The following is a 23,808-nucleotide window of genomic DNA, read 5'->3' as shown; positions in this document are numbered from 1 at the left end:
GGCTTTTCATTCAATTGTCATCCCCAAGCTTATCTAAGGCATAACGATAGAGCGCATTTTTTTTCACGCCGTGGATTTCGGCGGCCAGAGCGGCGGCTTTATTCAGCGGCAGCTCTTTTTGCAACAGGGCCAGGGTACGCAGCGATTCCGGCGGCAACGCATCTTCCTGCGGGTGGAATCCTTCCACAATCAGCACCATTTCGCCCCGTGAGCGGTTTTCATCCTCCAGGACCCAGGCCAGCAATTCTCCCACCGGCGCGCCGTGGATATTTTCCCAGGTCTTGGTCAGCTCCCGCGCCAGCACCACATACCGTTCCGGCCCCCATACCGCCTCCATGTCCTGCAGGCTCTCCAGCAAGCGGTGGGTGGACTCGTAAAAGATCAGGGTGCGCGGTTCGTGTTCCAGGGCCCGCAGGTTGTCCTGCCTGCCTTTGCGTTTGGCCGGCAGAAAACCTTCGTAACAAAAACGATCGGAGGGCAGTCCGGCGGCGGACAGCGCGGTAATGGCGGCGCAGGGCCCCGGCAACGGCACCACGCGGATACCGGCGTCACGGCAGCGGCGCACCAAATGATAGCCCGGATCGTTAATCAGCGGCGTGCCTGCATCTGAAACCAGCGCTATACTCTGTCCTTCTTGCAGTTTCGCCAGTAATACTTCCGCTTTTTGCTGTTCGTTATGATCATGTAACGCGAACAAGCGCGCATTTATGGCAAAATGTTGTAACAATAAGCCGGTATGACGGGTATCTTCTGCGGCAATCAAATCAACACGCTGAAGTATCGACAGCGCCCGTTGGGTGATGTCTTCCAGATTACCAATGGGAGTCGGTACCACATAAAGCGTTGATGCGGAAATATCCGCTTGTTGGTGTTGATTCATTGTCTCATCCGGATTGCCGATTTAATATTGAGCATCTTGAAAAAAACATCACTGGACACAGTATGCTTTCCTCATATGTCATGAGTTTTAAAACAGGGCGTTTTATACCCGCCGTGCTGGTCGCACTGATCCTGGCCGCCTGTTCCGGCCAGGCGCCGCAAACCCCTTCCGGCACGGCTCAGATCAAAACCGGCGCCAACGCCGATTATTATTTGCAGCAAATGCAGCAGGCAGGCAATGATAGCAAGACCGACTACCAATTACTCGCCATACGGGCACTTATCAACGAAGGCCGCCTCGATCAGGCGCAGCAGCAGCTCGGCACGCTACCCCAACAGCTGAGCGATGTCCAACAACATGAACAACTCCTGCTGTCCGCCGAACTGGCGGTGGCGCAAAAGCGTCCGCAGGACGCCGCGGCCATCACGCAAAAAATGGACAGCAGCCAGCTGACACCCGATCAGCAGGCGCGCTATTATCAGGTGCAAATCGCCGCGGGCCAGTCGCAGCCGTCCCTGGATGTGATCCGCGCCTATATCGCCCAGGAACCCTTGCTCAAGGACCAGGCGCATCAGCAAAATATCGATGCGACCTGGCAAACGCTGCTGGCCATGTCGGCGCAGTCCCAGACCAACCTCGTCATCAACGCCAATGAAAACGTCCTGCAGGGCTGGCTGGATTTGCAGCATGTTTATCAGGACAACAAGCAGGATCCGTCACTGCTGAAAGCCGGCATCAAGGACTGGCAGACCCGCTACCCGCAAAACCCGGCGGCCAAGACCCTGCCGACACAGCTGAACCAGGTCCTGAACTACCAGCCCACGTCCACTGGGCAAATAGCGTTGTTTTTACCGATGACCGGCCAGGCGCAGGTGTTCTCCGACGCTATCCAGCAGGGTTTTAACGCCGCCAGGAACGGCGCGGCGGGAGCCCCCCAGCCGGCCCCTGCCGGCGGTCAATCCCCCGCCGATGGCGCGCAGGTTGCCGCAGCGGCCCAACCGCAGGGCGCCGTCACCGCGGCCGCGCCGGATACCGCGGCGGCCCCACCGCAGGGCGCCGTCGCCACGGCCGCGCCGGATGCCGCGGCGAACCCGCCCTTGGCAACTGCCCCCACGGGATCCGCCGCCGGCCCGCAGATAAAAATCTACGATACTTCCGCACAGCCGCTGCCGGCATTACTGGCCCAGGCACAGCAGGACGGCGCCACCGTCATCGTCGGCCCGCTGCTGAAAAACGAAGTGGAACAGCTTTACACCAGCCAGAACAGCCTGAATATCCTGGCGCTTAACCAACCTGAAAACCTGCAAAACCGGCCGAATATCTGTTATTTTTCGTTATCTCCGGAAGACGAGGCCCGGGACGCGGCGAACCATATTTTCCAGCAGCACAGGCAACAACCCCTGCTGCTGGTGCCCACCGGTTCGCTGGGAGATCGGATCGTCAAGGCCTTCGCCGACGCCTGGAGCAAGGCGGGCGGCGGTACGGTGCTTGAGCAGCGCATCGGCTCTATGGGTGATTTGAAACAGGCCATCAACAGCGGCGGCATCCAGCTTACCGGCCAGCCGGTCTCCACCGCCCCGGCGGCGGCGGCCCAGCCGCAGGCGGTCACCATCGCCGGCCTGACCATCCCGGCCCCGCCCAGCGATGCCGCCGTCTCTCCTTCCGCCACCGGTGGTCCGGTGGATGCGGTCTATATCATCGCAACGCCGTCTGAATTGGCGTTAATCAAACCCTCCATCGATATGCGCGTCAGTTCGCGCTCGCAGTTGGGGCTGTACGCCAGCTCGCGCAGCTACCAGGCCGATGCCGGTCCGGATTACCGTCTGGAAATGGAAGGGCTGGAGTTCAGCGATATCCCGCTGCTGGCGGGATCGAACCCGGCCTTGCTGCAGCAAGTCAGCGCCCAGTTCAAGGAAGATTATTCCCTGGTGCGTTTGTATGCCATGGGGATGGATGCCTGGACTTTAGTAAACCATTTCTCACAAATGCGTCAAATTCCCGGTTTCCAGGTCTCAGGCGACACCGGCGTGCTGACGGCGACGCCGGATTGTGTTATTAACAGGAAGTTATCTTGGCTGAAATATCAACAGGGACAAATCACGCAGATTATGTAAATCGACAGCAGGCGGGCGCGCAGGCGGAAGACCGGGCGCGCCGCCATCTTGAAAACGCGGGATTGCGTTTTATCGCCGCCAATATGCGGGTGCGCGGCGGCGAGATCGATTTAATCATGAAAGATCAACACACCTGGGTGTTTGTCGAGGTGCGCTATCGACGCGATAACGCTTTCGGCAACGCCGCCGAGAGCGTCACTCCTCGCAAGCAGCGCCGTTTACTGCTCGCGGCAGCGGTTTGGCTGTCGCGCCAGGGCGGGAGCCTAGACACATCCGCTTGCCGTTTCGATATTTTGGCAATTACCGGTAACCGGCTAGAATGGCTGCAAAACGCCTTCGGCGCATCGGGTTAATATACCCTAAATCATTCGAGCTGCGGGAAGGCGGCAACGCACCTGCAACTTGAAGTATGCCGGGTATAACCGTTTCCTCCATTACTTATTAGGTTCAATGACTGTGCTGGAAAGAATAAAAGGCTGTTTCACCGAAAGTATACAAACCCAAATCGCGGCGGCGGAGGCCTTGCCCGACGCGATTTCACGCGCCGCCACCGCCCTGGTGCACGCGCTGCTCAACGGCAACAAGATTTTATGCTGCGGCAACGGCACCTCCGCCGCCAACGCTCAGCATTTCGCCGCCAGCATGATCAATCGCTACGAAACCGAGCGGCCGAGTCTGCCCGCGGTCGCCCTGAACGCGGACAGCGTGGTGCTTACCGCCATCGCCAACGATCGCCTGCAACAGGAAGTCTATGCCAAGCAGGTGCGCGCCCTCGGCCAGGCCGGCGATATTCTGCTGGCTATCTCCACGCGCGGCAACAGCCGTGATATTGTGAAAGCGGTGGAAGCCGCGGTGACCCGGGATATGACCATTATTGCCCTGACGGGATACGACGGCGGCGAACTGGCCGGATTGCTCGGTCCCCAGGACGTTGAAATCCGAATTCCCTCCCACCGCAGCGCGCGCATACAGGAAATGCACATGCTGACGGTGAATTGTTTATGTGATTTGATCGATAATTCATTGTTTCCTCACCAGGACGATTAAGGAGCTCAAATGAAGGTGCATTACCCATTTGTACTGCTGTTCACCGCCCTGCTGCTTCAGGGATGCGTCGGTGCTGTCGTGGTCGGCAGCGCCGCGGTGGCGACCAAATCCGCCACCGACCCGCGCACCGTAGGCACCCAGGTCGATGACGGCACGCTGGAAGCGCGCGTGGGCAACGCCTTGGCTAAAGATCAGCAGATCAAGAAAGAAGCCCGCATCGTGGCAACCGCCTATCAAGGCAAAGTCTTGTTAACCGGTCAGGCGCCCACCACCGAACTGGCCAACCGCGCCAAACAAATCGCCATCGGCGTCGATGGCGCCTCCGAGGTGTATAACGAAATTCGCCAGGGCCAGCCGGTAAGCATGGGACGTGCTTCCATGGACACCTGGATTACCACCAAAATCCGTTCGCAGCTGCTGGCCAGCGACTCGGTGAAATCATCCAACGTGAAGGTCACGACGGAAAACGGCGAGGTGTTTTTACTGGGGCTGGTGACCAATAAAGAGGCCCAGTCGGCGGCGGAAATCGCCAGCCGGGTCAGCGGCGTACAGCATGTCACTACCGCCTTTACCATTCTGAAATAACATCATGCCCCCCGCCGCCGCGGCGGGGCCGGCTAACGAAGATGGTTTTCCCGCAAGAATTGTTCCCCGCCCATTTGGCGCATCTGCCGCAATATCCACTGCTGGCGCATCTGCACATAGCGCGAGGGCGCTTCGGCGCGAAAATGCAGCGGATTGGGTAATACCGCCGCGAGCAGCGCAGCCTCCGATGGGGTCAGGCGTGCGGCGGGCTTATGAAAATAGCGTTGCGACGCGGCCTCGACGCCAAAGGTGCCGCGACCGAATTCCGCAACGTTTAAATAGACCGTCAAAATACGCCGTTTGGTCCAGACCGTTTCCATCGCCAGGGTTAAACCGGCCTCCAGCCCTTTTCTGAAGTAGCTGCGTCCGTCCCACAGCAGCAGATTTTTCGCCGTTTGCTGCGACAGGGTGGAGGCGCCGCGGATGCGTTGGCTGCGCTCATTGTGGGCGGCGGCGGCCTGTATGGCTTCAATGTCAAATCCCCAGTGCCAGGGGAATTTTTGATCTTCCGCCGCAATCACCGCCAACGCCATGGACGGGGCGATGTCATCCATCGCCACCCAGCGGGAGTGGGCCACATAACCGCCGTCGCCGCGCAGCCAGGCCCCCAGCTGGCGCTCCGCCATTACCGCCGAGAAAGGCACCGGCACAAAGGAGAAGAGCAGAATGGCGGCCACCCAGAGGGCAAGAATGGCCCCGCAGCCAATCAGCAGCCACCGCGCGCTTCGGCGAAATAGTCCGGATTTTCCGCCGGACCGAAACCTCATTCGCACAATGCCAATACCCGGGATACCAGTTTATCGATACCTTTAGCCAGATCGGCGAGGGAGGTGGCCAGCATATAGCCCGGGGTGGTGACCACTTTGTTTGCGGCATCCAGCACGATATCGTCCACCGGGCAGATAACATGGGTCGCGCCCATATCATCGATCATCTCCGCCGTATCGCTGTCGGTGCCGATGGTCAACCGCAGAGGTTCGGGGGTGTCGATGAGTTTCGGCAATAACGCCGGGGCGATGCAAATAAAACCAATTGCTTTATTTTGCTTATGTATTTGACGGGTCAGCTGTCGTAAATCGGCATCGACTTCTCCCTCGATTCCCCTTAAGGCAATATCGCTGAGGTTGCGTACGGCACCAAAACCGCCGGGCACAATCAGGGCATCGAGCTTATCCGCATCCGCCTCGGAAAGGGGGTGGATTTTACCCCTGGCCAGGCGCGCGGACTCCACCAGCATGTTGCGTTTCTCCGTCATTTCTTCACCGGAAAGATGATTAATCACAATAGGTTGCATCTTATCCGGCGCAAAACATATTACTTCGGCGCCCGCCCGTTCGAGAGCCAGCAGCGTCAGTACCGTTTCATGTATTTCGCTGCCGTCATACACACCACAGCCGCTTAAAACGAGGCCCACACGTTTCATAGAAATCTCTCTTCTGTCATGGCGGTCAAAATCTTATTTCTATTGACAAAGTCTATTCTACATCCCAAATTTTAATGGTTCTTGTAACATTATCTCGTTCTTTTGCTATGTTGTTTACTAACGCTTAATGAATTTTAGTGACTTGCCAACCAAGAACGCCCGATAACTCTGCACAGTGGCGAGAATCAGTTTCCCTGGTGTTGGCGCTATATTCGCGCACCCCGGCTTACGTCGGGGTCATTTTTTTGCCTTCCCAGCCCAAGCCTTAAGCGTCAGCACATCGTTCGGCCATTCCCGGTGCAAATCATCGACCCAGCCCTGCACGTTATCCCACCATCCGGGCATATCCGGCGACTGAATCTGTTGCGCCAGGCGCTGTAGACGCACCAAGCCGATTGAACCGGCGGCGCCCTTGATTTTGTGGCCTTCCTCGGCAATGGCGCGCTGATCCCGGGCGGCCATGGTGCCGTCAAGAGCCGCCAGATACTCCGGCATCATCTTCTCGAACATCTCCAGGCTTTGGCTGATGAGCGACGGCCCCACCAGATCCAGATACTGTTCCAGCATGGCGATATCCAGAACGGCCTGCTGCTCTTGCTCCGCCGCCGAGTCATCATCATCGTCATCGGCGGCTTTATCCGGCTGGTCCCAGAATTTTTTTATCATGGCGGTGAGGGCCGATACCGACAGCGGCTTGCTCAGCACATCGTCCATACCGGCGTCCAGATACTCTTTCTTATCTTTGAGCACATTGGCGGTCAGGGCGATTAACGGCGGCAAATGCCGATCGCTGTAACGCTTACGCAGCTGGCGCGAGATATCCAGGCCGGTCATGTCCGGCAACTGGATATCCAGCAACACCAGGTCGTATTCGTCCGGATCAAACATGGTCAACGCATCGTGGCCGTTCATGGCGACATCCACGCTGCTGCCCAGCTTCTCCAGCACCGAGCGGGCCACCACCACATTGAGTTCGATATCTTCCACCAGCAAGACGTTGAGCGCCGGCAAAGGCAGTTCTTCCTCTTCATTTCCCTCGTCGGGAACGACCTCAGACGCGACGATGGATAGGCTGAAACAGGCCCCCTCGCCCCGGCGGCTCTTCACCTGGATATCGCCGCCCATGGCCTGCGCCAGGCGTTTCGATACCGCCAGGCCGATACCGGTGCCGGTGGCCGGTTTGCCCCCTTGCTGATCCTTGACCTGGTAATACATGGCAAAAATCTTATCCTGCTCTTCTTCAGGGATGCCAATGCCGGAATCCTGTACGTCGAAACAGAGCAGATCCGGCTCTTCCCGGTGGATGCGGATGGTGATTTTTCCCTGCTGGGTGAATTTCACCGCATTGCCGATGAGATTCCAGAGGATTTGCCGCAACCGGGTACCGTCGGCGACGATATTGCGCGGCAGCGGCTCCTGGGCGTCCATCACCAGCTTCAGCCCTTTGGGCTGTACCAGCAGACCGGAGAGGTTCTCCAAATCCACCAGGAAGGCGGTGAAGTCCAGCGGCTGGTTATCCAGCTGGACGTGGCGGCGCTCCAGTTTGTCCATTTCGATAATATCGTTGAAAATATTTCCCAGGGTAATGGCGCTGACGTGCACGGTTTTAAGGTAATTGAGCTGTTCTTTGTTGAGGTCGGTATCCAGCAGAATACGGCTTAACCCTACAATGCCGTTAAGGGGCGTACGCAGCTCGTGGCTGATGGTAGAGATGAAGGTGGTCTTCTCCCTGCTGGCGTTCTCCAGCGCGTCCTGGTAGCGCTTACGCTCGGTTATATCGCGGCCAAAACCCATTAGCCCATGCCGTTTGCCCACGCGATCGTAAAACGGCACCTTGCGCAGCTCGAAGCAGGCCCGGCGCCCGTCAGGATAGACCAGCCACTGTTCATAGGTCAGCGAGACGTTATGGCGGAAGACCTTTTCGTCGGTCTCAATGACTTTATCGGCAATTTCCGGTCCGTAAACGTCCTTGGGCGTCAGGCCTATCAACTGCTTCTCGCTTTTACCCACCAGCAGCTCCATTGCCCGGTTGCAGCCGGAGAATTCTTTATTTTCATTGCGGTAATACACCAGGTCGGGAGAGGCGTCCAAAAAAGAACGCAGCAGGGAGGATTGCTGTTCAAGCTCGATTTGCGCCTGTTCACGGCGCGCCATTTCTTCGGTCAGCTTGTTCAGCGCGCCCTGGCGGGCGTCTTCGGCTTTTTCGCGATCGGCGATTTCCTGGTTCAGTTGCGCGATATTTTCCTGCAACTGCTGATTAAGCAGTAAATCGCGGTTGCGCATCTCTTCGAGCTTATCCACCAGTCGGGCCAGCCGCTGGCGCGACTCCTCAAGCTGTTCCACCACCACCGAAAGGAAATATACCGCCCAGGGCGTTATCAGCAGGCCGAAAAAGATTGATCGCACCACGTCGATGCTTTCCACTTCCCCGCGCAATAGCATGGTGACGGCCATTTGCACAATCATCGCCAGCACCACCAGCGCCGACGCCAGCAGGAGCGAGAACCGCACCAGCCCTAATTTCACCATCAGATCGACGTAATATTGCGCCAGCAGGCGGATTTGCTTCATAGCGGTTTCCTTAAGTAGCATTAGGGTCAATGATACCTCAAAAAACAGTTTTTTAGCGAAATCCGCGGCTTGAGGTTGCCTGATAGGAAAGAACCTCGCAGTTTATGATAAGCGCGGCTTCATCCCTTGATAGGGTGTGCCGAGGGCGGCGCCCTGGGGACCGTTGGCCAACAGGTCCTGATAGATGGCATTCATGCCGGTGAACGTGTTTTCGCACCATAACGGTGCAAGCAGCGTCGGACGGCGGGCGCTGGCGCTGATGCGGTGAAACAGCACCTCAGGCGGTGTGCGACGGATCAATTCGCCGGCCAGGGCAGTGTAGTGTTCCAGCGTCAACACCGGTAACCGTCCCGCCCGCCAGGCGGCCGCCATGGTGCTGCCCTCCACCACCAGCAGCGGGTGCAGTTTCAGGCCGTCTACCCCGGCGGCCAATACCTTTTCCAGCGTATCCCGGTTGTGGGTGATGTCTTCTCCCGGCAAACCTATGATCAAATGGGCGCACACTTGCAGTCCCCGCTGGCGGGCCAGGACGGCGGTGCGCTGGTAGCAGGCGAAATCATGACCGCGATTGATCCGGTGCAGAGTTTTATCCTGTGCGCTTTGCAACCCCAGCTCCAGCCAGACTTCATACCCCTGCTGCCGGTATTCCGCTAGTAAATCCAGCACCGCCGGCGGGACGCAGTCGGGACGGGTGCCGATACAAATACCGACGATATCCGCCTGTTCCAAGGCCTGCCGGTAGAGCCGATCGAGTTCGCGCACTTCTGCATAAGTACTGGTATAGGCCTGGAAATAGGCCAGGTAGCGTTTTGCCCGATCGATACGGCCTGTCTGTTCGGCGAACTGCTCGGCCACGCTCAGGAATTGCCGATTTTCATCGGCAAACGAGGCAACATTGCAAAAAGTACAGCCGCCCCGGCCCAGGGTCCCGTCACGGTTGGGACAGCTAAACCCGCCATGCAGCGAGAGTTTATAGACCTTCTGTCCATAACGGCGCAAAAGATCCCCGCCAAACATATTGACTACTTGCGGCAACTGCATATTCTTTACATCCGGTTCGGGTATGGCCGTTAATGCTAGCGGAATTTTCATCTTTGCATGATGATATCGATCAAAGCCCCTTGCAGCCGCCGCCAAAAAAGCATAATTATGCAATATTAATGAGAAATAAATCATACCTGCTATGATTAATATTTCTTATTCGAGCCAGGTGGCTTATTCAAATAGTCACTAATTTGTAAAAACAGAGACATAATGGGAAAAAACACTCCATATCAGCATATCCTGCTATTAAAGCTGTCCGCCCTAGCATGGTGCAGAGATTCAATGGCTGCACTATAGTGCGACAGCGCATGATTGGCAGGGGATGATTTGCAGGGATAATGGTTATTAAATAGCTATTAAGTTATTTTTAATCATATGGTTAATCGTTTTTTGGCTCTAACCGGGACGGTCGCCGGGCATATTTGACCTGCGTGGTGTTTCTCGTTAATTTGGAAGACCGTCGGAAGAATTCCGGCGGGGCTGACGACGCGTCATAATTATGCAGTTAATGAGATTCCTTCTTAAAGCAAGTCGTTTATCATGAGTAAGACCGCCACGATAAGGTTTTCGCGGAGCGGGCCAGCGGTAAAACAGCGTGTTGACGCGTTTGATCCGCTGCCGCTCGATATCGATACGCCTGTTCGCAGTAGGTTGTAAGAGTCACCTGGAGCCTGGGGAGGTCCATGAATATGTTGTACGATGAATCCCAAGTAAAAGACAACTGCGGCTTCGGCCTGATTGCCCATATCGAAGGCGAGCCCAGCCATAAAGTGGTGCGTACTGCAATTCATGCGCTGGCCCGTATGCAGCATCGCGGCGCGATCCTGGCCGACGGCAAGACCGGCGACGGCTGCGGCTTGCTGTTGCAAAAGCCGGATCGGTTCTACCGCATGGTGGCGCAAGAGCGCGGCTGGCGTTTGGCCAAGAACTATGCGGTGGGCATGATTTTCCTCAGCCAGGATGAAGAGGAAGCCCGCGCCAGCCGGAAGATAATGGAAGAGGAACTGCAAAACGAAACGCTGTCCATCATCGGCTGGCGCGAGGTTCCCATCAATCCGGACGTGCTGGGTGATATCGCCCTCTCCTCCCTACCCCGCATCGAGCAGATTTTCGTCAACGCCCCGGCCGGCTGGCGCCCGCGCGATATGGAACGCCGTCTGTATGTGGCGCGCCGCCGCGTGGAAAAACGGGTGGTTGACGACAGCTTTTATGTTTGCAGCCTCTCGAACCTGGTGACCATTTATAAAGGCCTGTGCATGCCGGCGGATTTGCCGCGCTTTTACCTGGACCTGGCGGATCTGCGGCTGGAATCGGCCATTTGCCTGTTCCATCAGCGCTTCTCCACCAATACCGTGCCGCGCTGGCCGCTGGCCCAGCCTTTCCGTTATCTGGCCCACAACGGCGAGATCAATACCATCACCGGCAACCGTCAGTGGGCGCGGGCCCGTGCGTATAAGCTGAAAACCCCCCTGATTCCGGATTTGCAGGACGCCGCGCCGTTCGTCAATGAAACCGGTTCGGACTCCAGCTCGCTGGACAATATGCTGGAACTGTTCCTCAGCGGCGGCATGGACCTGATTCGCGCCATGCGCCTGCTGGTGCCGCCGGCCTGGCAGAACAATCCGAACATGGATCCGGAGCTGCGCGCCTTTTTCGATTTCAACTCCATGCATATGGAACCCTGGGACGGACCGGCCGGCCTGGTGATGTCCGACGGCCGTTTCGCCGCCTGCAACCTGGATCGCAACGGCCTGCGTCCGGCGCGCTATGTCATCACTACCGACAAATTGATCACCTGCGCGTCCGAAGTAGGGATCTGGGACTACCAGCCGGATGAAGTGGTGGAAAAGGGCCGCGTCGGACCCGGCGAACTGATGGTTATCGATACCCGCAACGGGCGCATCCTCCATTCGGCTGAAACCGATGACGATTTGAAAAGCCGCCATCCCTATAAAGAGTGGATGGAAAAGAATGTCCGTCGCCTGACGCCGTTTGAAGAGCTCGCCGACGACCAGGTAGGCCATCGCGAACTGGACGACAGCCGGCTGGCCAGTTATCAAAAACAGTTCGGCTACTCTAATGAAGAGCTGGATTCCATTTTGCGCGTGCTCGGGGAGAACGGCCAGGAAGCCACCGGCTCCATGGGGGACGATACGCCGTTCGCCGTGCTGTCCAGCAGGCCGAGGGTGATTTACGATTACTTCCGCCAGCAATTTGCCCAGGTAACCAACCCGCCTATCGACTCCCTGCGGGAAGCCCACGTCATGTCCCTGGCCACCTGTATCGGCCGGGAGATGAACGTATTCTGCGAAGCGGAAGGACAGGCGTTCCGGCTGGCCTTCAAATCGCCGATCCTGCTCTATTCCGACTTTACCCAGCTCACCACCCAGGAAGAGAGCCACTATCGCGCCGACAAGCTGGATATTACCTACGATCCGACGCAGCGGAATATGCAGCAGACCCTGCTGGCGATGTGCGACGAGGCGGAAGAGAAAGTGCGCCAGGGGACGGTACTGCTGGTGCTAAGCGACCGGCTGATTTCCCCGACCCGGCTGCCGGTGCCCGCGCCAATGGCGGTGGGCGCCATACACACCCGCCTGGTGGAAAAAAACCTGCGCTGCGACGCCAATCTGATCGTTGAAACCGCCAGCACCCGCGATCCGCATCATTTCGCGGTGCTCATTGGCTTCGGCGCCACCGCCATTTACCCGTATCTGGCTTATGAAACCCTGGCGGCCCTGATCGACAACGGCACCATCGAAAAAGATTACCGTACCGTGATGCTGAACTATCGCAACGGCATCAATAAGGGCCTGTACAAGATCATGTCCAAAATGGGCATTTCCACCGTGGCCTCGTACCGCTGCTCCAAACTGTTCGAGGCGGTGGGTCTGCATCGCGACGTGACCGATTTGTGTTTCCAGGGCGTGGTAAGCCGTATCGGCGGCGCCGACTTCAGCGATTTCGAACAGGATTTGCTGAATCTGTCCAAACGCGCCTGGCTTAAGCGCAAGCCGCTGGATCAAGGCGGTCTGCTGAAATATGTCCACGGCGGTGAATATCACACCTATAACCCAGACGTGGTTAAAACGTTGCAAAAAGCGGTGCAAAGCGGCCTGTACAGTGATTATCAGCAGTATGCCAAACTGGTGAACGAGCGTCCGGTGGCCGTGCTGCGCGATCTGCTGGCCATCAAACCCAACGGCCAGGCGGTTACCCTGGATCAGGTGGAACCGGCGGAAAATCTGTTTAAACGGTTCGATACCGCTGCCATGTCCATCGGGGCGCTGAGCCCTGAAGCCCACGAATCTCTGGCGCAGGCCATGAACGGGCTGGGTGGTTTTTCCAACTCCGGCGAGGGTGGCGAAGACCCGGCCCGCTACGGCACCAATAAGGTGTCGCGGATCAAGCAGGTGGCGTCGGGCCGTTTCGGCGTGACGCCGGCCTATCTGGCCAGTGCCGACGTTATCCAGATCAAGGTGGCGCAGGGCGCCAAGCCCGGTGAGGGCGGCCAGTTGCCTGGAGATAAGGTCACGCCGTATATAGCCCGCTTGCGCTACTCGGTGCCCGGCGTCACGCTGATTTCGCCGCCGCCCCATCACGATATCTACTCCATCGAAGACCTGGCGCAGCTGATTTTCGATCTGAAGCAGGTGAATCCAAAGGCCCTGGTATCGGTCAAACTGGTTTCCGAACCCGGCGTCGGCACCATCGCCACCGGCGTGGCGAAGGCCTATGCGGATTTGATCACCATTGCCGGCTACGACGGCGGCACCGGCGCCAGCCCGCTCTCCTCGGTAAAATATGCCGGCTGTCCGTGGGAACTGGGACTGGTGGAAACACAGCAGGCCCTGGTGGCAAACGGCCTGCGCCACAAAATCCGTTTGCAGGTGGACGGCGGGTTAAAGACCGGCCAGGATATTATCAAGGCGGCGATTCTCGGCGCGGAAAGCTTTGGCTTCGGTACCGGCCCTATGGTGGCGCTGGGCTGTAAATATCTGCGCATCTGCCATCTGAACAATTGCGCCACCGGCGTGGCGACCCAGGACGAAAAACTGCGGCGCGATCATTACCGCGGTCTGCCGGAGCTGGTAACCAACTACTTCCATTTCATTGCGCAGGAAACCCGGGAAATGATGGCGGAACTAGGGGTGACCCGGCTGGTGGATCTCATTGGCCGCACCGATTTGCTGCTTGAGCTGGACGGTATTTCCGCCCGGCAGCATAAGCTGGACTTGTCGCCGCTGCTGCAAACCGCGCAGCCGCATCCCGGCAAGGCGCTCTATTGCACCGAAGGCAGCAATCCGCCGTTTGACAAAGGCCTAATGAATAAAACTCTGCTGGAGCAGGCCATGCCCCATGTGGAAGCCCGGCAGAGCAAAACCTTCTATTACGACATACATAATACCGATCGTTCGGTGGGCGCTACGCTGTCCGGCGCCATCGCCGCGCTGCATGGCGATCAGGGCATGTCCGCCGATCCCATCAAGGCGCATTTTACCGGCACCGCCGGCCAGAGCTTCGGCGTTTGGAATGCCGGCGGCGTGGAGTTGACCCTCACCGGCGATGCCAACGACTATGTGGGTAAAGGCATGGCCGGCGGCAGCATCGTCATCCGCCCGCCGGTGGGTTCGGCGTTTCGCAGCCACGAAGCGACGATTATCGGCAACACCTGCCTGTACGGCGCCACCGGCGGCAAGCTGTTCGCCGCCGGACGGGCCGGAGAACGCTTTGCCGTGCGTAATTCCGGTGCGATTACCGTGGTGGAGGGCATTGGCGACAACGGCTGTGAATATATGACCGGCGGCATTGTGTGTGTGCTGGGCCGCACCGGCGTCAATTTCGGCGCCGGCATGACCGGCGGATTCGCTTATGTGCTTGATGAGACGGGAGAGTTCCGTAAACGCGTCAATCCCGAACTGGTGGAAGTGCTGGATGTCGATCAGTTGGCTATCCATGAAGAGCATCTGCGCGGCCTGATTACCGAACATGTGCACTTGACCGGTTCGCACCGCGGGGAAGAGATCCTGGCGGATTGGCCGGCCTGGGCCTCCAGGTTTACCCTGGTAAAACCGAAATCAAGTGATGTGAAAGCATTGCTGGGTCACCGTAGCCGTTCCGCAGCGGAACTACGCGTACAAGCGCAGTAAGAGGTTAATAATGAGTCAAAATGTTTATCAATTTATCGACTTGCAGCGTGTGGATCCGCCGAAAAAGCCGCTGAAGATCCGAAAAATTGAGTTTGTGGAAATCTACGAACCCTTCTCCGATTCGCAGACCAAGGCGCAGGCGGATCGGTGCATTTCCTGCGGCAATCCCTATTGCGAATGGAAATGCCCGGTGCATAACTATATTCCGAACTGGCTGAAGCTGGCCAACGAAGGGCGGATTATCGAGGCGGCGGAGCTGTCGCATCAGACCAACAGCCTGCCGGAAGTATGCGGACGCGTGTGTCCCCAGGATCGTTTGTGCGAAGGATCCTGTACGCTGAATGACGAATTCGGCGCCGTCACCATCGGCAATATCGAGCGTTATATCAACGATAAAGCCATCGAGATGGGCTGGAAACCCAGCGTCGGCGATGTGGTTTCCACCGGCAAGCGAGTGGCGATTATCGGCGCCGGCCCCGCCGGGCTGGCCTGTGCCGATGTGCTGATCCGTAACGGTGTGCAGGCTGTGGTATTTGATCGTCATCCGGAAATCGGCGGCTTGCTGACTTTCGGCATTCCGTCGTTCAAGCTGGAAAAAGATGTCATGATCAAGCGGCGGGAAATTTTCAGCGAGATGGGCATCGAATTTCGTCTGAATACCGAGGTCGGCAAAGATATTATGTTAAGCGACCTGTTGGGTGAATTCGACGCGGTATTCCTTGGCGTCGGCACCTATCAATCCATGCGCGGCGGCCTGGATAATGAAGATGCCCCCGGCGTGGTGGACGCGCTGCCGTTCCTGATAGCCAATACCAAACGGCTGATGGGGTTTGAAAATGCCCCCGCCGCGCCTTATGTCTCCATGGAAGGCAAGCGTGTGGTGGTATTGGGCGGCGGCGACACCGCCATGGACTGTGTGCGTACCGCTATCCGCCAGGGCGCATCCAGCGTGATCTGCGCTTACCGTCGCGATGAGGCCAATATGCCCGGCTCTCGCCGCGAGGTGAAGAACTCCCGCGAGGAAGGGGTTGAATTTATGTTCAATCTACAGCCGGTGAGTATTGAAATCGACGGCGCCGGACAGGTGTGCGGCGTCAAGATGGTGCGTACCGAAATGGGCGAACCCGATGCCCACGGTCGGCGCCGTGCGGAAATCATCGCCGGGTCGGAGCATGTGCTGGCAGCGGATACGGTGGTGCTGGCGTTTGGTTTCCGTCCGCACGCCATGTCCTGGCTGGCTGATTTTAGCGTGGAGCTCGACGGACAGGGGCGGATTATCGCGCCGGAAAACAGCGAGGCCGCCTTCCAGACCAGTAATCCGAAAATCTTTGCCGGCGGCGATGCGGTACGGGGTTCCGACCTGGTGGTCACGGCAATTGCCGAAGGCCGCAAAGCTGCCGACGGCATCATGAATTATCTTGAGGTCTGATTCTGGATGTCCCGCCCGACTGGGCGGGAATACCTGCGAAAAGGGCTTATTTAACCACGCGTAACGATGGACGGCCGCCGCGGGGCGGCGTTGGCGGTTCATCATCGTCCGGACGGGTATCATCCTGGCTATCGGGGCGATCGCCGTCAATAATGGACATGACCGTCTCCGAACCTTTATCAGGGGCTGATGCGCCCGCTTCCGCGCTGTATTGTTCATAACCGACTTCCGGCTCAAACATGGTGCCGGCGCCGTTTTCACGGGCGTAGATCGCCAGTACCGCCGCCATGGGCACGCTGACCTGGCGCGGTATACCGCCGAAGCGAGCGTTGAAGCTCACCACATCGTTGGTCATTTCAAGGGAAGCCACCGCGCGCGGCGCGATATTCAGCACGATTTGACCGTCACGGGCAAATTCCATCGGCACCGAAACGCCGTCAACGGTAACATCCACCACCACGTGCGGCGTCAGCTCATTATCCAGCAGCCAATCATAAAATGCCCGCAGCAGATAAGGGCGACGAGGAGAAAGTTGAGAGACTTCCATACCAGCTAACCCCGGGTCTGCAGGCGCATTTCGCGCTCGGCTTCGGTGAGGGAGGCCAGAAAGGCGTCGCGTTCGAATACTCGCGTCATATAGCCTTTCAACTCTTTGGCGCCGGCACCCGCCAGTTCGATACCCATTTGCGGCAAACGCCACAGCAGAGGTGCCAGATAGCAATCCACCAGGCTGAACTCTTCGCTCATGAAATAGGGTGCCTCGTTGAAGACAGGGGCCACCGCCAGCAGTTCTTCGCGCAATTGACGACGTGCGCTTTCCGCTTCCTGGGCGTTGCCCTGTTCGATTTTACGCATCAGGGAGTACCAATCGCTTTCAATGCGATGCATCATTAAACGGCTGGTGCCGCGGGCCACCGGATAAACGGGCATCAAGGGCGGATGGGGAAAACGTTCATCCAGGTATTCCATAATGATGCGCGATTCATACAGGGTCAACTCGCGATCGACCAAAGTCGGTACGGTGCGGTAAGGGTTGAGGTCAATCAGGTCCTGGGGCAGATTATCCATCTCTACCTGCTCGATTTCGACACTGACACCTTTTTCCGCCAGTACGATCCGTACTTGATGGCTAAAAATGTCGGTCGGGCCGGAAAACAGCGTCATCACCGAACGTTTGTTGGCAGCGACAGCCATGAAAACCTCCAAGTTTATCTAGAAAATACCGCGAATAGCCATACAACCCGGCTACTATCCTGAATTGTTTCACCGTTACCCATCGTTACTTTACCGGCATGGCCGCAACCAACCCTGGTTGCATCAGTATGAAAAAACGCCGGCCAAGTAAAAACAGGCATAAAAGTGTGGAACAGTTTACCAGATTTTTGCATGTTTAGGGGGATGGCGAGGGCAATTCATGTTGAATAAATGGACGCAATCAGAGATTTGACGGTAAATCAACGTTTGAAAAATAATAAAGCCCGAACAATGTCGGGCTTCGGTGGCCGTGAAAACAGCCGGAAATTAACGCTTGGAGAACTGCGGACGGCGACGTGCTTTACGCAGGCCGACTTTCTTACGTTCAACTTTACGGGCGTCTCGGGTGACGAAACCGGCTTTGCGCAACTCGCCGCGCAGCGATTCATCATATTCCATCAGCGCACGGGTGATACCGTGACGGATAGCCCCGGCCTGACCGGAAATACCACCACCGGAAACGGTGATGAAGAGATCGAACTTCTCAACCATGTCGACCAGTTCCAACGGCTGGCGAACTACCATGCGGGCAGTTTCACGACCGAAGTATTGATCCAGGCTACGCTGGTTGATAACGATGTTGCCGCGACCCGGTTTAATGAAAACCCGTGCGGAAGAGCTTTTGCGGCGACCAGTGCCGTAATATTGATTTTCAGCCATTGCCTATAATCCCGATTAAATGTCCAGAACTTGCGGTTGCTGAGCCGCGTGGTTGTGCGTGGTACCCGCGTAAACTTTCAGTTTACGGTACATTGCACGACCCAGCGGGCCTTTTGGCAGCATGCCTTTAACCGCGATTTCAATCACACGCTCAGGATGGCGGGCAATCATCTCTTCAAAGGTCGTTTCTTTGATACCGCCGATGAAACCGGTATGGTGATAATAAATCTTGTCGGTACGCTTTTTGCCGGTGACGGCAATTTTTTCGGCGTTCAACACGATAATGTAATCACCGGTATCAACATGCGGCGTATATTCCGGTTTATGCTTCCCGCGCAGGCGACTGGCCAGTTCGGTGGCAAGACGACCCAGGGTTTTTCCGCTGGCGTCGACAACATACCAGTCGCGTTTGACGGTTTCTGGTTTTGCTGTAAATGTTTTCATTAAAAGCTTACCCAATTGAAGTTACACGTTGGTGAACACCCAAACGTTAAGAGTTATGAGGCTCACACGGCTATCTAGTCCAGCAAACCCACCCCTTCGAGTAGCCGTTGCTGGCGCGATCGAAGTTTTCGGGAAAAAAACTTCTTGTAACGTGGGGTCGCAAGATTATAGAGAAGTCAGCGGCAAAGGTCGACTACTATTTGCGCCGAGCGGCGCGGCGCCCTTTAATACGCTCGCCGCACGACCGGTGATCGCGGGCCTACCGCGCTGTGGGGCGCTCTGTCGGGCAGGAAAACCATGCCCGATTCGGCCCCATCAGCACGGTCTCCCTTTAACACGCTCGCTGCACGTTCGATGATCGCGGGCTTACCGCGCTGTGGGGCGCTCTGTCGGGCAGGAAAACCATGCCCGATTCGGCCCCATCAGCACGGTCTCCCTTTAACACGCTCGCTGCACGACCGGTGATCGCGGGCCTACCCTGCCATTGGGCGTTCAGGGTTGATGTGGCTCCGCCAGGTACTCTTCGCTCTGCATTTCCTGCAGCCTGGAGAGGCAGCGGCGGAATTCGAATTTAAGCAGGTCCCCCCGGTACAAGTCCGCCATGGGGACATCGGCGGCCATCACCAGTTTGACCCGGCGTTCGTAGAATTCGTCCACCAGGGCGATAAAACGCCGGGCGGTGTTCTCCTCCGTGCGGCCCATGGCGTGTACGTTTTGCAGCAATACGCTGTGGTACAAACGGGAGAGAACGATATAGTCATTCTGGCTGCGCGGGCCGGCGCAAAGGGTGTCGAAATCCAGGGCCACCACGCCCCCCTCGGCGCCGAGCGTGGGCAGCGGGCGATGATTGACCGTAAGTACCGGCGCGTTGCCGGGCCCCTTGCCCGCCAGCCGGGTGAATATGCGGGTCATGGCGTCGGCGGTGCGCGGGTCGTTGGGCGTGAGGTAAAGATTCGCCTGGGTGAGGGTGCGCAGTCGGTAATCGATGCCGGCGTCTACGTTCATCACCTCGCAATGGCGTTTAATCATCTCAATAGCCGGCAGAAAGCGCGAACGCTGCAAGCCATTGCGGTATAAATCGTCCGGCGGAATATTGGAGGTGGCCACCAGGGTCATACCCCGGGCGAACAGCGCCTGCATCAACGTGCCCAGCAGCATGGCATCGGTAATGTCCGAGACATAAAACTCGTCAAAGCAGAGTATGTCGGTTTGCGCTTTGAAACCGTCGGCCACGATCTCGAGCGGATCCTCGCGCCCCTGCAGGACGGCCAGCTCTTCATGGACCCGCAGCATAAACCGGTGGAAGTGCAGGCGCAGCTTCCGCTCTTCCGGCAGGCTCTGATAAAAGAGATCCATCAGCCAGGTTTTACCGCGCCCCACTCCGCCCCACATGTACAATCCCCGCACCGGCTCCGCGGCGGGGGTTTTACCCAATAATTTCTTGCCCAGGCGACCGAAGATACCGCCGGCATCCGCCGGGGGCTCGGCGCGGCGCGCCAGCAATTCGCGGTGCAATCGATCCAGCTTACCGATGGCCTCGGCCTGGACGGCATCGGCCCGATATTCCCCTTCCGCCAGCATGCGCTGATAAAGGAACAATGGCGATATTTCTTGCATGGTGAGGGATGTTCCCGGCTGCTGATTATGAAATAGATATACCCAAAAGCTTTCGAGTCGCAATTTCTTGCCTGAGACATCCTAAACAGCCCCGGTGCGGAACACAACCCGGCAACAAATAATCGCCCTTTGACGGGCATCATGCTAACGGGTTCCACTCCGGCCGGGTAAACGGTTATAGTGGGAGGTATAGAGTCTGGAAAACCCTACGGGACAACGAAGTCAAATATAGGAGTCATTATGACCTGGGAATATGCGCTGATAGGATTAGTTGCTGGTGTCATCATCGGTGCGGTCGGAATGCGGTTCGGTAACCGTAAGCTACGTCAGCAGCAGACATTGCAGCATGAATTGGAAAAAAGCAAAGCGGAACTGGAAGAGTACCGGCAGGAATTAACCGGCCATTTCGCCCGCAGCGCGGAGTTGCTGGATAATATGGCGCACGATTACCGCCAGCTTTACCAGCATATGGCCAAAGGCTCCGATAGCCTGCTGCCCAACCTGCCCGGCGAAAGCAATCCGTTCCATTATCGTTTGACCGAGGCGGAAGCCGATAACGACCAGGTTCCGCCTGGGATGCAGCCGCGCGACTATCCCGAGAGCGCCAGCGGATTGCTGCGCACCACGCGGGAACCGCGTAAATAATTTGGCAGTTGCCGGCGGGTAACGTTGACACCGCGCCGCCGGCGCAACCTTTGCGGCGTTACTGAACTTTCGTCAGGGCCGCAGGGTCTTAGAGTCATTACGTGGCGTTTTATTAGGATCCCTTATTAATGACGTCGTCCACAGACAGCAAACGAGTTAATAACTTAATGAAGAAAACCCCTTTAATCAGCGCCTTAGCACTTTGCATCGGACTCGGTTTAACTCCTTTTATTCCTGTCGAAGCGGCATTGCCGGCCACCGTACCCGGGCAAACCATGCCGAGCCTGGCCCCCATGCTGGAAAAAGTCTTGCCGGCGGTGGTCAGCGTGCATGTGGAGGGCACCCAGCAGGTACAACGGCAAAACCTGCCGAAAGAATTCAAATACTTTTTCGGACCCAACGGGCCGGTTGACCCGCAGCAGGGGCAGCAGGGAGATACCCGTCCGTTTGAAGGGCTGGGGTCCGGCGTCATCATCAACGCCGCCAAAGGTTATGTCATTACCAATAACCATGTGGTAAACGGCGCCGACAAAATCAAGGTCCAGTTAAACGATGGCCGCGAATTCGATGCCAAACTGGTGGGCCGCGACGAGCAGACCGATTTGGCGCTGCTGCAGTTGCCGAATCCCACCAACCTGACCGAAATCAAAATGGCGGATTCCGACGCGTTAAGGGTGGGGGATTTCGCCGTGGCGGTGGGTAACCCCTTCGGCTTGGGACAAACCGCCACCTCCGGGATCATCTCGGCGCTGGGGCGCAGCGGTCTGAATCTGGAAGGGCTGGAAAACTTCATCCAGACCGACGCCTCCATCAACCGGGGCAACTCCGGCGGCGCGCTGATTAATCTCAACGGCGAACTCATCGGCATCAATACCGCCATCCTGGCTCCCGGCGGCGGCAATATCGGCATCGGCTTCGCCATTCCCAGCAATATGGTGCAAAACCTTAGCCAGCAGTTGATCGAGTTCGGCACGGTTAAACGCGGCCTGCTCGGCATCAAGGGCAGCGAAATGACCGCCGACATGGCGAAGGCATTCAATATCAACACCCAGCGCGGGGCATTCGTCAGCGAAGTCCTGCCCGGCTCCGCCGCTGCCAAGGCCGGCATCAAGGCCGGCGATATTATCGTCGCTATTGAAGGCAAACCCATCACCAGCTTTGCCGAGCTGCGGGTGAAGATAGGCACGACACCGCCGGGTAAAGCCGTCAAGATAGGTTTGCTGCGCAACGGTAAACCGTTGGATGTCACCGTCACCCTGGATGACAGCGCCTCCAGCACCACCAGCGCCGAAGTGCTTTCACCCTCGCTGCAGGGTGCGTCATTGAGCGACGGCCAGTTGAAAGACGGTACCAAGGGCGTCGCCGTGGATGATGTGGTGAAAGATTCTCCCGCCGCGCAGATTGGCCTGCACAAAGGCGATGTGATTATCGGCATCAATCGTGAACGGGTGGAAAATCTCGTCCAGTTGCGCAAGGTGCTGGATGCCAAACCGCCGGTAATGGCAATGAACATTATCCGTGGGGACGAGAGTATTTTCCTGTTATTGCGTTGATTTGACAAAAAATCGGGTGCCGGCACTGCGGTGCCCGATTAACTCATGCTATCCTGCCGCTATTTCTCCCATCCCTTTTTCGATAGTCGGTTACCATGCTGGTTAAGCTTATACGTGCGGTCATTTTCGGTTTTGTCATCGCGGGCATCTTACTGCTGGCGGTGCCTACGTTGCGCTCTACGACCGGCGCGCTGCTCAGCGGCCATTTCGGCGGCGATGGCGAAACGCCCCTCAGTTTTAACCAGGCGGTTCGGCGCGGCGCTCCCGCGGTGGTGAATGTCTATAACCGCAGCGTGAACAGCGATTCCCATAACGAGCTGCAAATCCGTACCCTCGGTTCCGGCGTTATCATGAACCAGAAGGGTTACGTGCTCACCAATAAGCATGTCATCAATAACGCTGAGCAGATCATCGTGGCATTGCAAGACGGCCGGGTATATGAAGCGTTGCTGGTGGGCTCTGACAGCCTCACCGATCTGGCGGTGTTAAAGATTGATGCCAACAACCTGCCGGTCATTCCCATCAACCCTGACCGTGCCCCGCATATCGGCGATGTGGTGCTGGCCATCGGCAATCCCTATAACCTGGGCCAGACCGTGACCCAGGGCATTATCAGCGCCACCGGCCGCATCGGCCTGAGTCCGTCCGGACGGCAGAACTTTCTTCAAACCGATGCCTCCATCAATCAAGGCAACTCCGGCGGCGCGCTGATCAACTCCCTGGGGGAGCTGGTGGGCATCAATACCCTGTCATTCGATAAAAGCAATAACGGCGAGACTCCGGAAGGCATTGGTTTTGCCATCCCCACCGCCCTGGCCACCAAAGTCATGAACAAGCTTATCCGGGACGGCCGGGTGATTCGCGGCTATATCGGCATCGGCGGGCGCGAAGTGGCCCCGTTGCATGCCAGCAGCACCAGCCAGGATCGCATCCAGGGCATTATCGTCAATGAAGTCACGCCCGGCGGCCCGGCGGCGCAAGCCGGCATTAAGGTCAATGACGTGATATTGAGCGTCAATAACAGAGCGGCGCTGTCCGCCATTGAAACCATGGATCAGGTGGCGGAAATCAGGCCGGGGTCGGTTATCCCTGTAGTGATAATGCGCAACGGCGCCAAAATGACCCTGCAGGTGACAATTCAAGAGTACCCATCATCTGAATGAAGCAAAGATTAAAGGAATTTTACCGATGCCGGGCGGTGATGTCCCCCTGCCAATATTTAACGACGGCCAAACAGGAAACGGCTTGCCTGTTTGGCTGAATAAATTTTGCGATATGATCACAGCGCCGGATATCTTGCAATTAAGGTCATATGGCGTCTGTTTAACAATCGCCGTTCGGTTGTTCTTTTTGCCAACGTTGTTTTCTATCCGGACTTGGCGGTATTAATAT

19 protein-coding genes are annotated in these 23,808 nt (G+C 57.3%); 9 read left to right on the top strand and 10 right to left on the bottom strand.

Annotated features, from left to right (window positions below):
• Positions 1-10: 10 nt before the first annotated feature.
• A complete protein-coding gene (gene rsmI, locus ACL2XJ_RS11235) occupies positions 11-880 on the bottom strand; it encodes a 16S rRNA (cytidine(1402)-2'-O)-methyltransferase (protein WP_413726504.1) in 870 nt (289 codons plus the stop codon).
• A gap of 62 nt (positions 881-942) precedes the next feature.
• Here rsmI and ACL2XJ_RS11230 point away from each other — a divergent pair, with 62 nt between their 5' ends.
• The 4 genes from ACL2XJ_RS11230 to dolP all read left to right on the top strand — a co-directional run bounded on the left by ACL2XJ_RS11230 (position 943) and on the right by dolP (position 4,626).
• Positions 943-2,994 (top strand): penicillin-binding protein activator, encoded by a 2,052-nt coding sequence (locus ACL2XJ_RS11230; RefSeq protein WP_413726503.1) that lies wholly within the window; start codon positions 943-945, stop codon positions 2,992-2,994.
• Positions 2,952-3,347: a YraN family protein gene (locus ACL2XJ_RS11225; RefSeq protein ID WP_132923544.1), complete on the top strand. Its 396-nt coding sequence runs from the start codon at positions 2,952-2,954 to the stop codon at positions 3,345-3,347. The genes ACL2XJ_RS11230 and ACL2XJ_RS11225 overlap by 43 nt, the downstream gene beginning before the upstream one ends.
• Positions 3,348-3,450: 103 nt before the next feature.
• Positions 3,451-4,041 (top strand): DnaA initiator-associating protein DiaA, encoded by a 591-nt coding sequence (gene diaA, locus ACL2XJ_RS11220; protein WP_132923545.1) that lies wholly within the window; start codon positions 3,451-3,453, stop codon positions 4,039-4,041.
• A 9-nt stretch (positions 4,042-4,050) separates the two neighbouring features.
• Positions 4,051-4,626, top strand: coding sequence for a division/outer membrane stress-associated lipid-binding lipoprotein (dolP, locus tag ACL2XJ_RS11215; RefSeq protein ID WP_132923546.1), 576 nt, complete (start codon positions 4,051-4,053; stop codon positions 4,624-4,626).
• 32 nt (positions 4,627-4,658) lie between these two features.
• On the opposite strand, the gene mtgA is transcribed toward dolP, so the two are convergent.
• The 4 genes from mtgA to ACL2XJ_RS11195 all read right to left on the bottom strand — a co-directional run bounded on the left by mtgA (position 4,659) and on the right by ACL2XJ_RS11195 (position 9,661).
• Entirely contained in the window at positions 4,659-5,393 is a 735-nt protein-coding gene (gene mtgA / locus ACL2XJ_RS11210; protein ID WP_413726502.1) for a monofunctional biosynthetic peptidoglycan transglycosylase, read from the bottom strand.
• Positions 5,390-6,049, bottom strand: a complete 660-nt coding sequence (gene elbB / locus ACL2XJ_RS11205) for an isoprenoid biosynthesis glyoxalase ElbB (protein ID WP_132923548.1) — start codon at positions 6,047-6,049, stop codon at positions 5,390-5,392. Before elbB ends, mtgA begins: the two co-directional genes overlap by 4 nt.
• Positions 6,050-6,286: 237 nt before the next feature.
• Positions 6,287-8,620 (bottom strand): aerobic respiration two-component sensor histidine kinase ArcB, encoded by a 2,334-nt coding sequence (gene arcB / locus ACL2XJ_RS11200; RefSeq protein ID WP_413726501.1) that lies wholly within the window; start codon positions 8,618-8,620, stop codon positions 6,287-6,289.
• A 102-nt stretch (positions 8,621-8,722) separates the two neighbouring features.
• Complete coding sequence (locus ACL2XJ_RS11195; protein WP_413726500.1) at positions 8,723-9,661, bottom strand: TIGR01212 family radical SAM protein; 939 nt, start codon at positions 9,659-9,661, stop codon at positions 8,723-8,725.
• 692 nt (positions 9,662-10,353) lie between these two features.
• On the opposite strand from ACL2XJ_RS11195, the gene gltB reads away from it, so the two are divergent.
• Together gltB and ACL2XJ_RS11185 are read left to right on the top strand one after the other, a co-directional pair.
• Positions 10,354-14,814 (top strand): glutamate synthase large subunit, encoded by a 4,461-nt coding sequence (gene gltB / locus ACL2XJ_RS11190; protein ID WP_132927889.1) that lies wholly within the window; start codon positions 10,354-10,356, stop codon positions 14,812-14,814.
• A gap of 10 nt (positions 14,815-14,824) precedes the next feature.
• The gene (locus ACL2XJ_RS11185; RefSeq protein WP_132923551.1) at positions 14,825-16,243 is read left to right on the top strand and encodes a glutamate synthase small subunit; all 1,419 of its coding nucleotides are present in this window, start codon (positions 14,825-14,827) and stop codon (positions 16,241-16,243) included.
• Between the two features lie 46 nt (positions 16,244-16,289).
• Here the strand turns inward: ACL2XJ_RS11185 and sspB are convergent, their stop codons facing one another.
• From sspB to zapE, 5 genes are all read right to left on the bottom strand, one after another.
• Entirely contained in the window at positions 16,290-16,790 is a 501-nt protein-coding gene (gene sspB / locus ACL2XJ_RS11180; protein WP_132923552.1) for a ClpXP protease specificity-enhancing factor, read from the bottom strand.
• 5 nt (positions 16,791-16,795) lie between these two features.
• Positions 16,796-17,437 carry a stringent starvation protein SspA gene (gene sspA, locus ACL2XJ_RS11175; RefSeq protein ID WP_132923553.1) on the bottom strand — a complete coding sequence of 214 codons (642 nt, stop codon included), beginning with the start codon at positions 17,435-17,437 and terminating at the stop codon, positions 16,796-16,798.
• A gap of 327 nt (positions 17,438-17,764) precedes the next feature.
• A complete protein-coding gene (rpsI, locus tag ACL2XJ_RS11170; protein WP_132923554.1) occupies positions 17,765-18,157 on the bottom strand; it encodes a 30S ribosomal protein S9 in 393 nt (130 codons plus the stop codon).
• Positions 18,158-18,172: 15 nt separating this feature from the next.
• On the bottom strand, positions 18,173-18,601 hold the full coding sequence (rplM, locus tag ACL2XJ_RS11165) for a 50S ribosomal protein L13 (protein ID WP_132923555.1): 429 nt from the start codon (positions 18,599-18,601) through the stop codon (positions 18,173-18,175).
• 492 nt (positions 18,602-19,093) lie between these two features.
• Positions 19,094-20,218 (bottom strand): cell division protein ZapE, encoded by a 1,125-nt coding sequence (gene zapE / locus ACL2XJ_RS11160; RefSeq protein ID WP_413726499.1) that lies wholly within the window; start codon positions 20,216-20,218, stop codon positions 19,094-19,096.
• A gap of 240 nt (positions 20,219-20,458) precedes the next feature.
• On the opposite strand from zapE, the gene zapG reads away from it, so the two are divergent.
• The 3 genes from zapG to degS all read left to right on the top strand — a co-directional run bounded on the left by zapG (position 20,459) and on the right by degS (position 23,579).
• A complete protein-coding gene (gene zapG, locus ACL2XJ_RS11155; protein WP_132923557.1) occupies positions 20,459-20,863 on the top strand; it encodes a Z-ring associated protein ZapG in 405 nt (134 codons plus the stop codon).
• A 167-nt stretch (positions 20,864-21,030) separates the two neighbouring features.
• Positions 21,031-22,416: a serine endoprotease DegQ gene (gene degQ / locus ACL2XJ_RS11150; protein WP_132923558.1), complete on the top strand. Its 1,386-nt coding sequence runs from the start codon at positions 21,031-21,033 to the stop codon at positions 22,414-22,416.
• 95 nt (positions 22,417-22,511) lie between these two features.
• Positions 22,512-23,579 (top strand): outer membrane-stress sensor serine endopeptidase DegS, encoded by a 1,068-nt coding sequence (gene degS, locus ACL2XJ_RS11145; RefSeq protein ID WP_413726498.1) that lies wholly within the window; start codon positions 22,512-22,514, stop codon positions 23,577-23,579.
• Positions 23,580-23,808 lie beyond the last annotated feature (229 nt).

Source organism: Sodalis sp. RH16, from assembly GCF_047324245.1.
GTDB classification, from domain to species: Bacteria; Pseudomonadota; Gammaproteobacteria; order Enterobacterales; family Enterobacteriaceae; genus Acerihabitans; species Acerihabitans ligni.
The sequence above is the reverse complement of the archived record's forward strand: the minus strand, read 5'-3'. Positions and strand labels throughout refer to the sequence as shown.

Coding starts and splice junctions, on each gene's coding strand:
- rplM (WP_132923555.1), bottom strand. CDS start 18,601: ATGAAAACATTTACAGCAAAACCAGAAACCGTCAAACGCGACTGGTAT.
- ACL2XJ_RS11185 (WP_132923551.1), top strand. CDS start 14,825: ATGAGTCAAAATGTTTATCAATTTATCGACTTGCAGCGTGTGGATCCG.
- sspA (WP_132923553.1), bottom strand. CDS start 17,437: ATGGCTGTCGCTGCCAACAAACGTTCGGTGATGACGCTGTTTTCCGGC.
- ACL2XJ_RS11195 (WP_413726500.1), bottom strand. CDS start 9,661: ATGCAGTTGCCGCAAGTAGTCAATATGTTTGGCGGGGATCTTTTGCGC.
- mtgA (WP_413726502.1), bottom strand. CDS start 5,393: ATGAGGTTTCGGTCCGGCGGAAAATCCGGACTATTTCGCCGAAGCGCG.
- rsmI (WP_413726504.1), bottom strand. CDS start 880: ATGAATCAACACCAACAAGCGGATATTTCCGCATCAACGCTTTATGTG.
- sspB (WP_132923552.1), bottom strand. CDS start 16,790: ATGGAAGTCTCTCAACTTTCTCCTCGTCGCCCTTATCTGCTGCGGGCA.
- elbB (WP_132923548.1), bottom strand. CDS start 6,049: ATGAAACGTGTGGGCCTCGTTTTAAGCGGCTGTGGTGTGTATGACGGC.
- degQ (WP_132923558.1), top strand. CDS start 21,031: ATGAAGAAAACCCCTTTAATCAGCGCCTTAGCACTTTGCATCGGACTC.
- rpsI (WP_132923554.1), bottom strand. CDS start 18,157: ATGGCTGAAAATCAATATTACGGCACTGGTCGCCGCAAAAGCTCTTCC.
- dolP (WP_132923546.1), top strand. CDS start 4,051: ATGAAGGTGCATTACCCATTTGTACTGCTGTTCACCGCCCTGCTGCTT.
- degS (WP_413726498.1), top strand. CDS start 22,512: ATGCTGGTTAAGCTTATACGTGCGGTCATTTTCGGTTTTGTCATCGCG.
- zapG (WP_132923557.1), top strand. CDS start 20,459: ATGACCTGGGAATATGCGCTGATAGGATTAGTTGCTGGTGTCATCATC.
- arcB (WP_413726501.1), bottom strand. CDS start 8,620: ATGAAGCAAATCCGCCTGCTGGCGCAATATTACGTCGATCTGATGGTG.
- gltB (WP_132927889.1), top strand. CDS start 10,354: ATGTTGTACGATGAATCCCAAGTAAAAGACAACTGCGGCTTCGGCCTG.
- zapE (WP_413726499.1), bottom strand. CDS start 20,218: ATGCAAGAAATATCGCCATTGTTCCTTTATCAGCGCATGCTGGCGGAA.
- ACL2XJ_RS11230 (WP_413726503.1), top strand. CDS start 943: ATGCTTTCCTCATATGTCATGAGTTTTAAAACAGGGCGTTTTATACCC.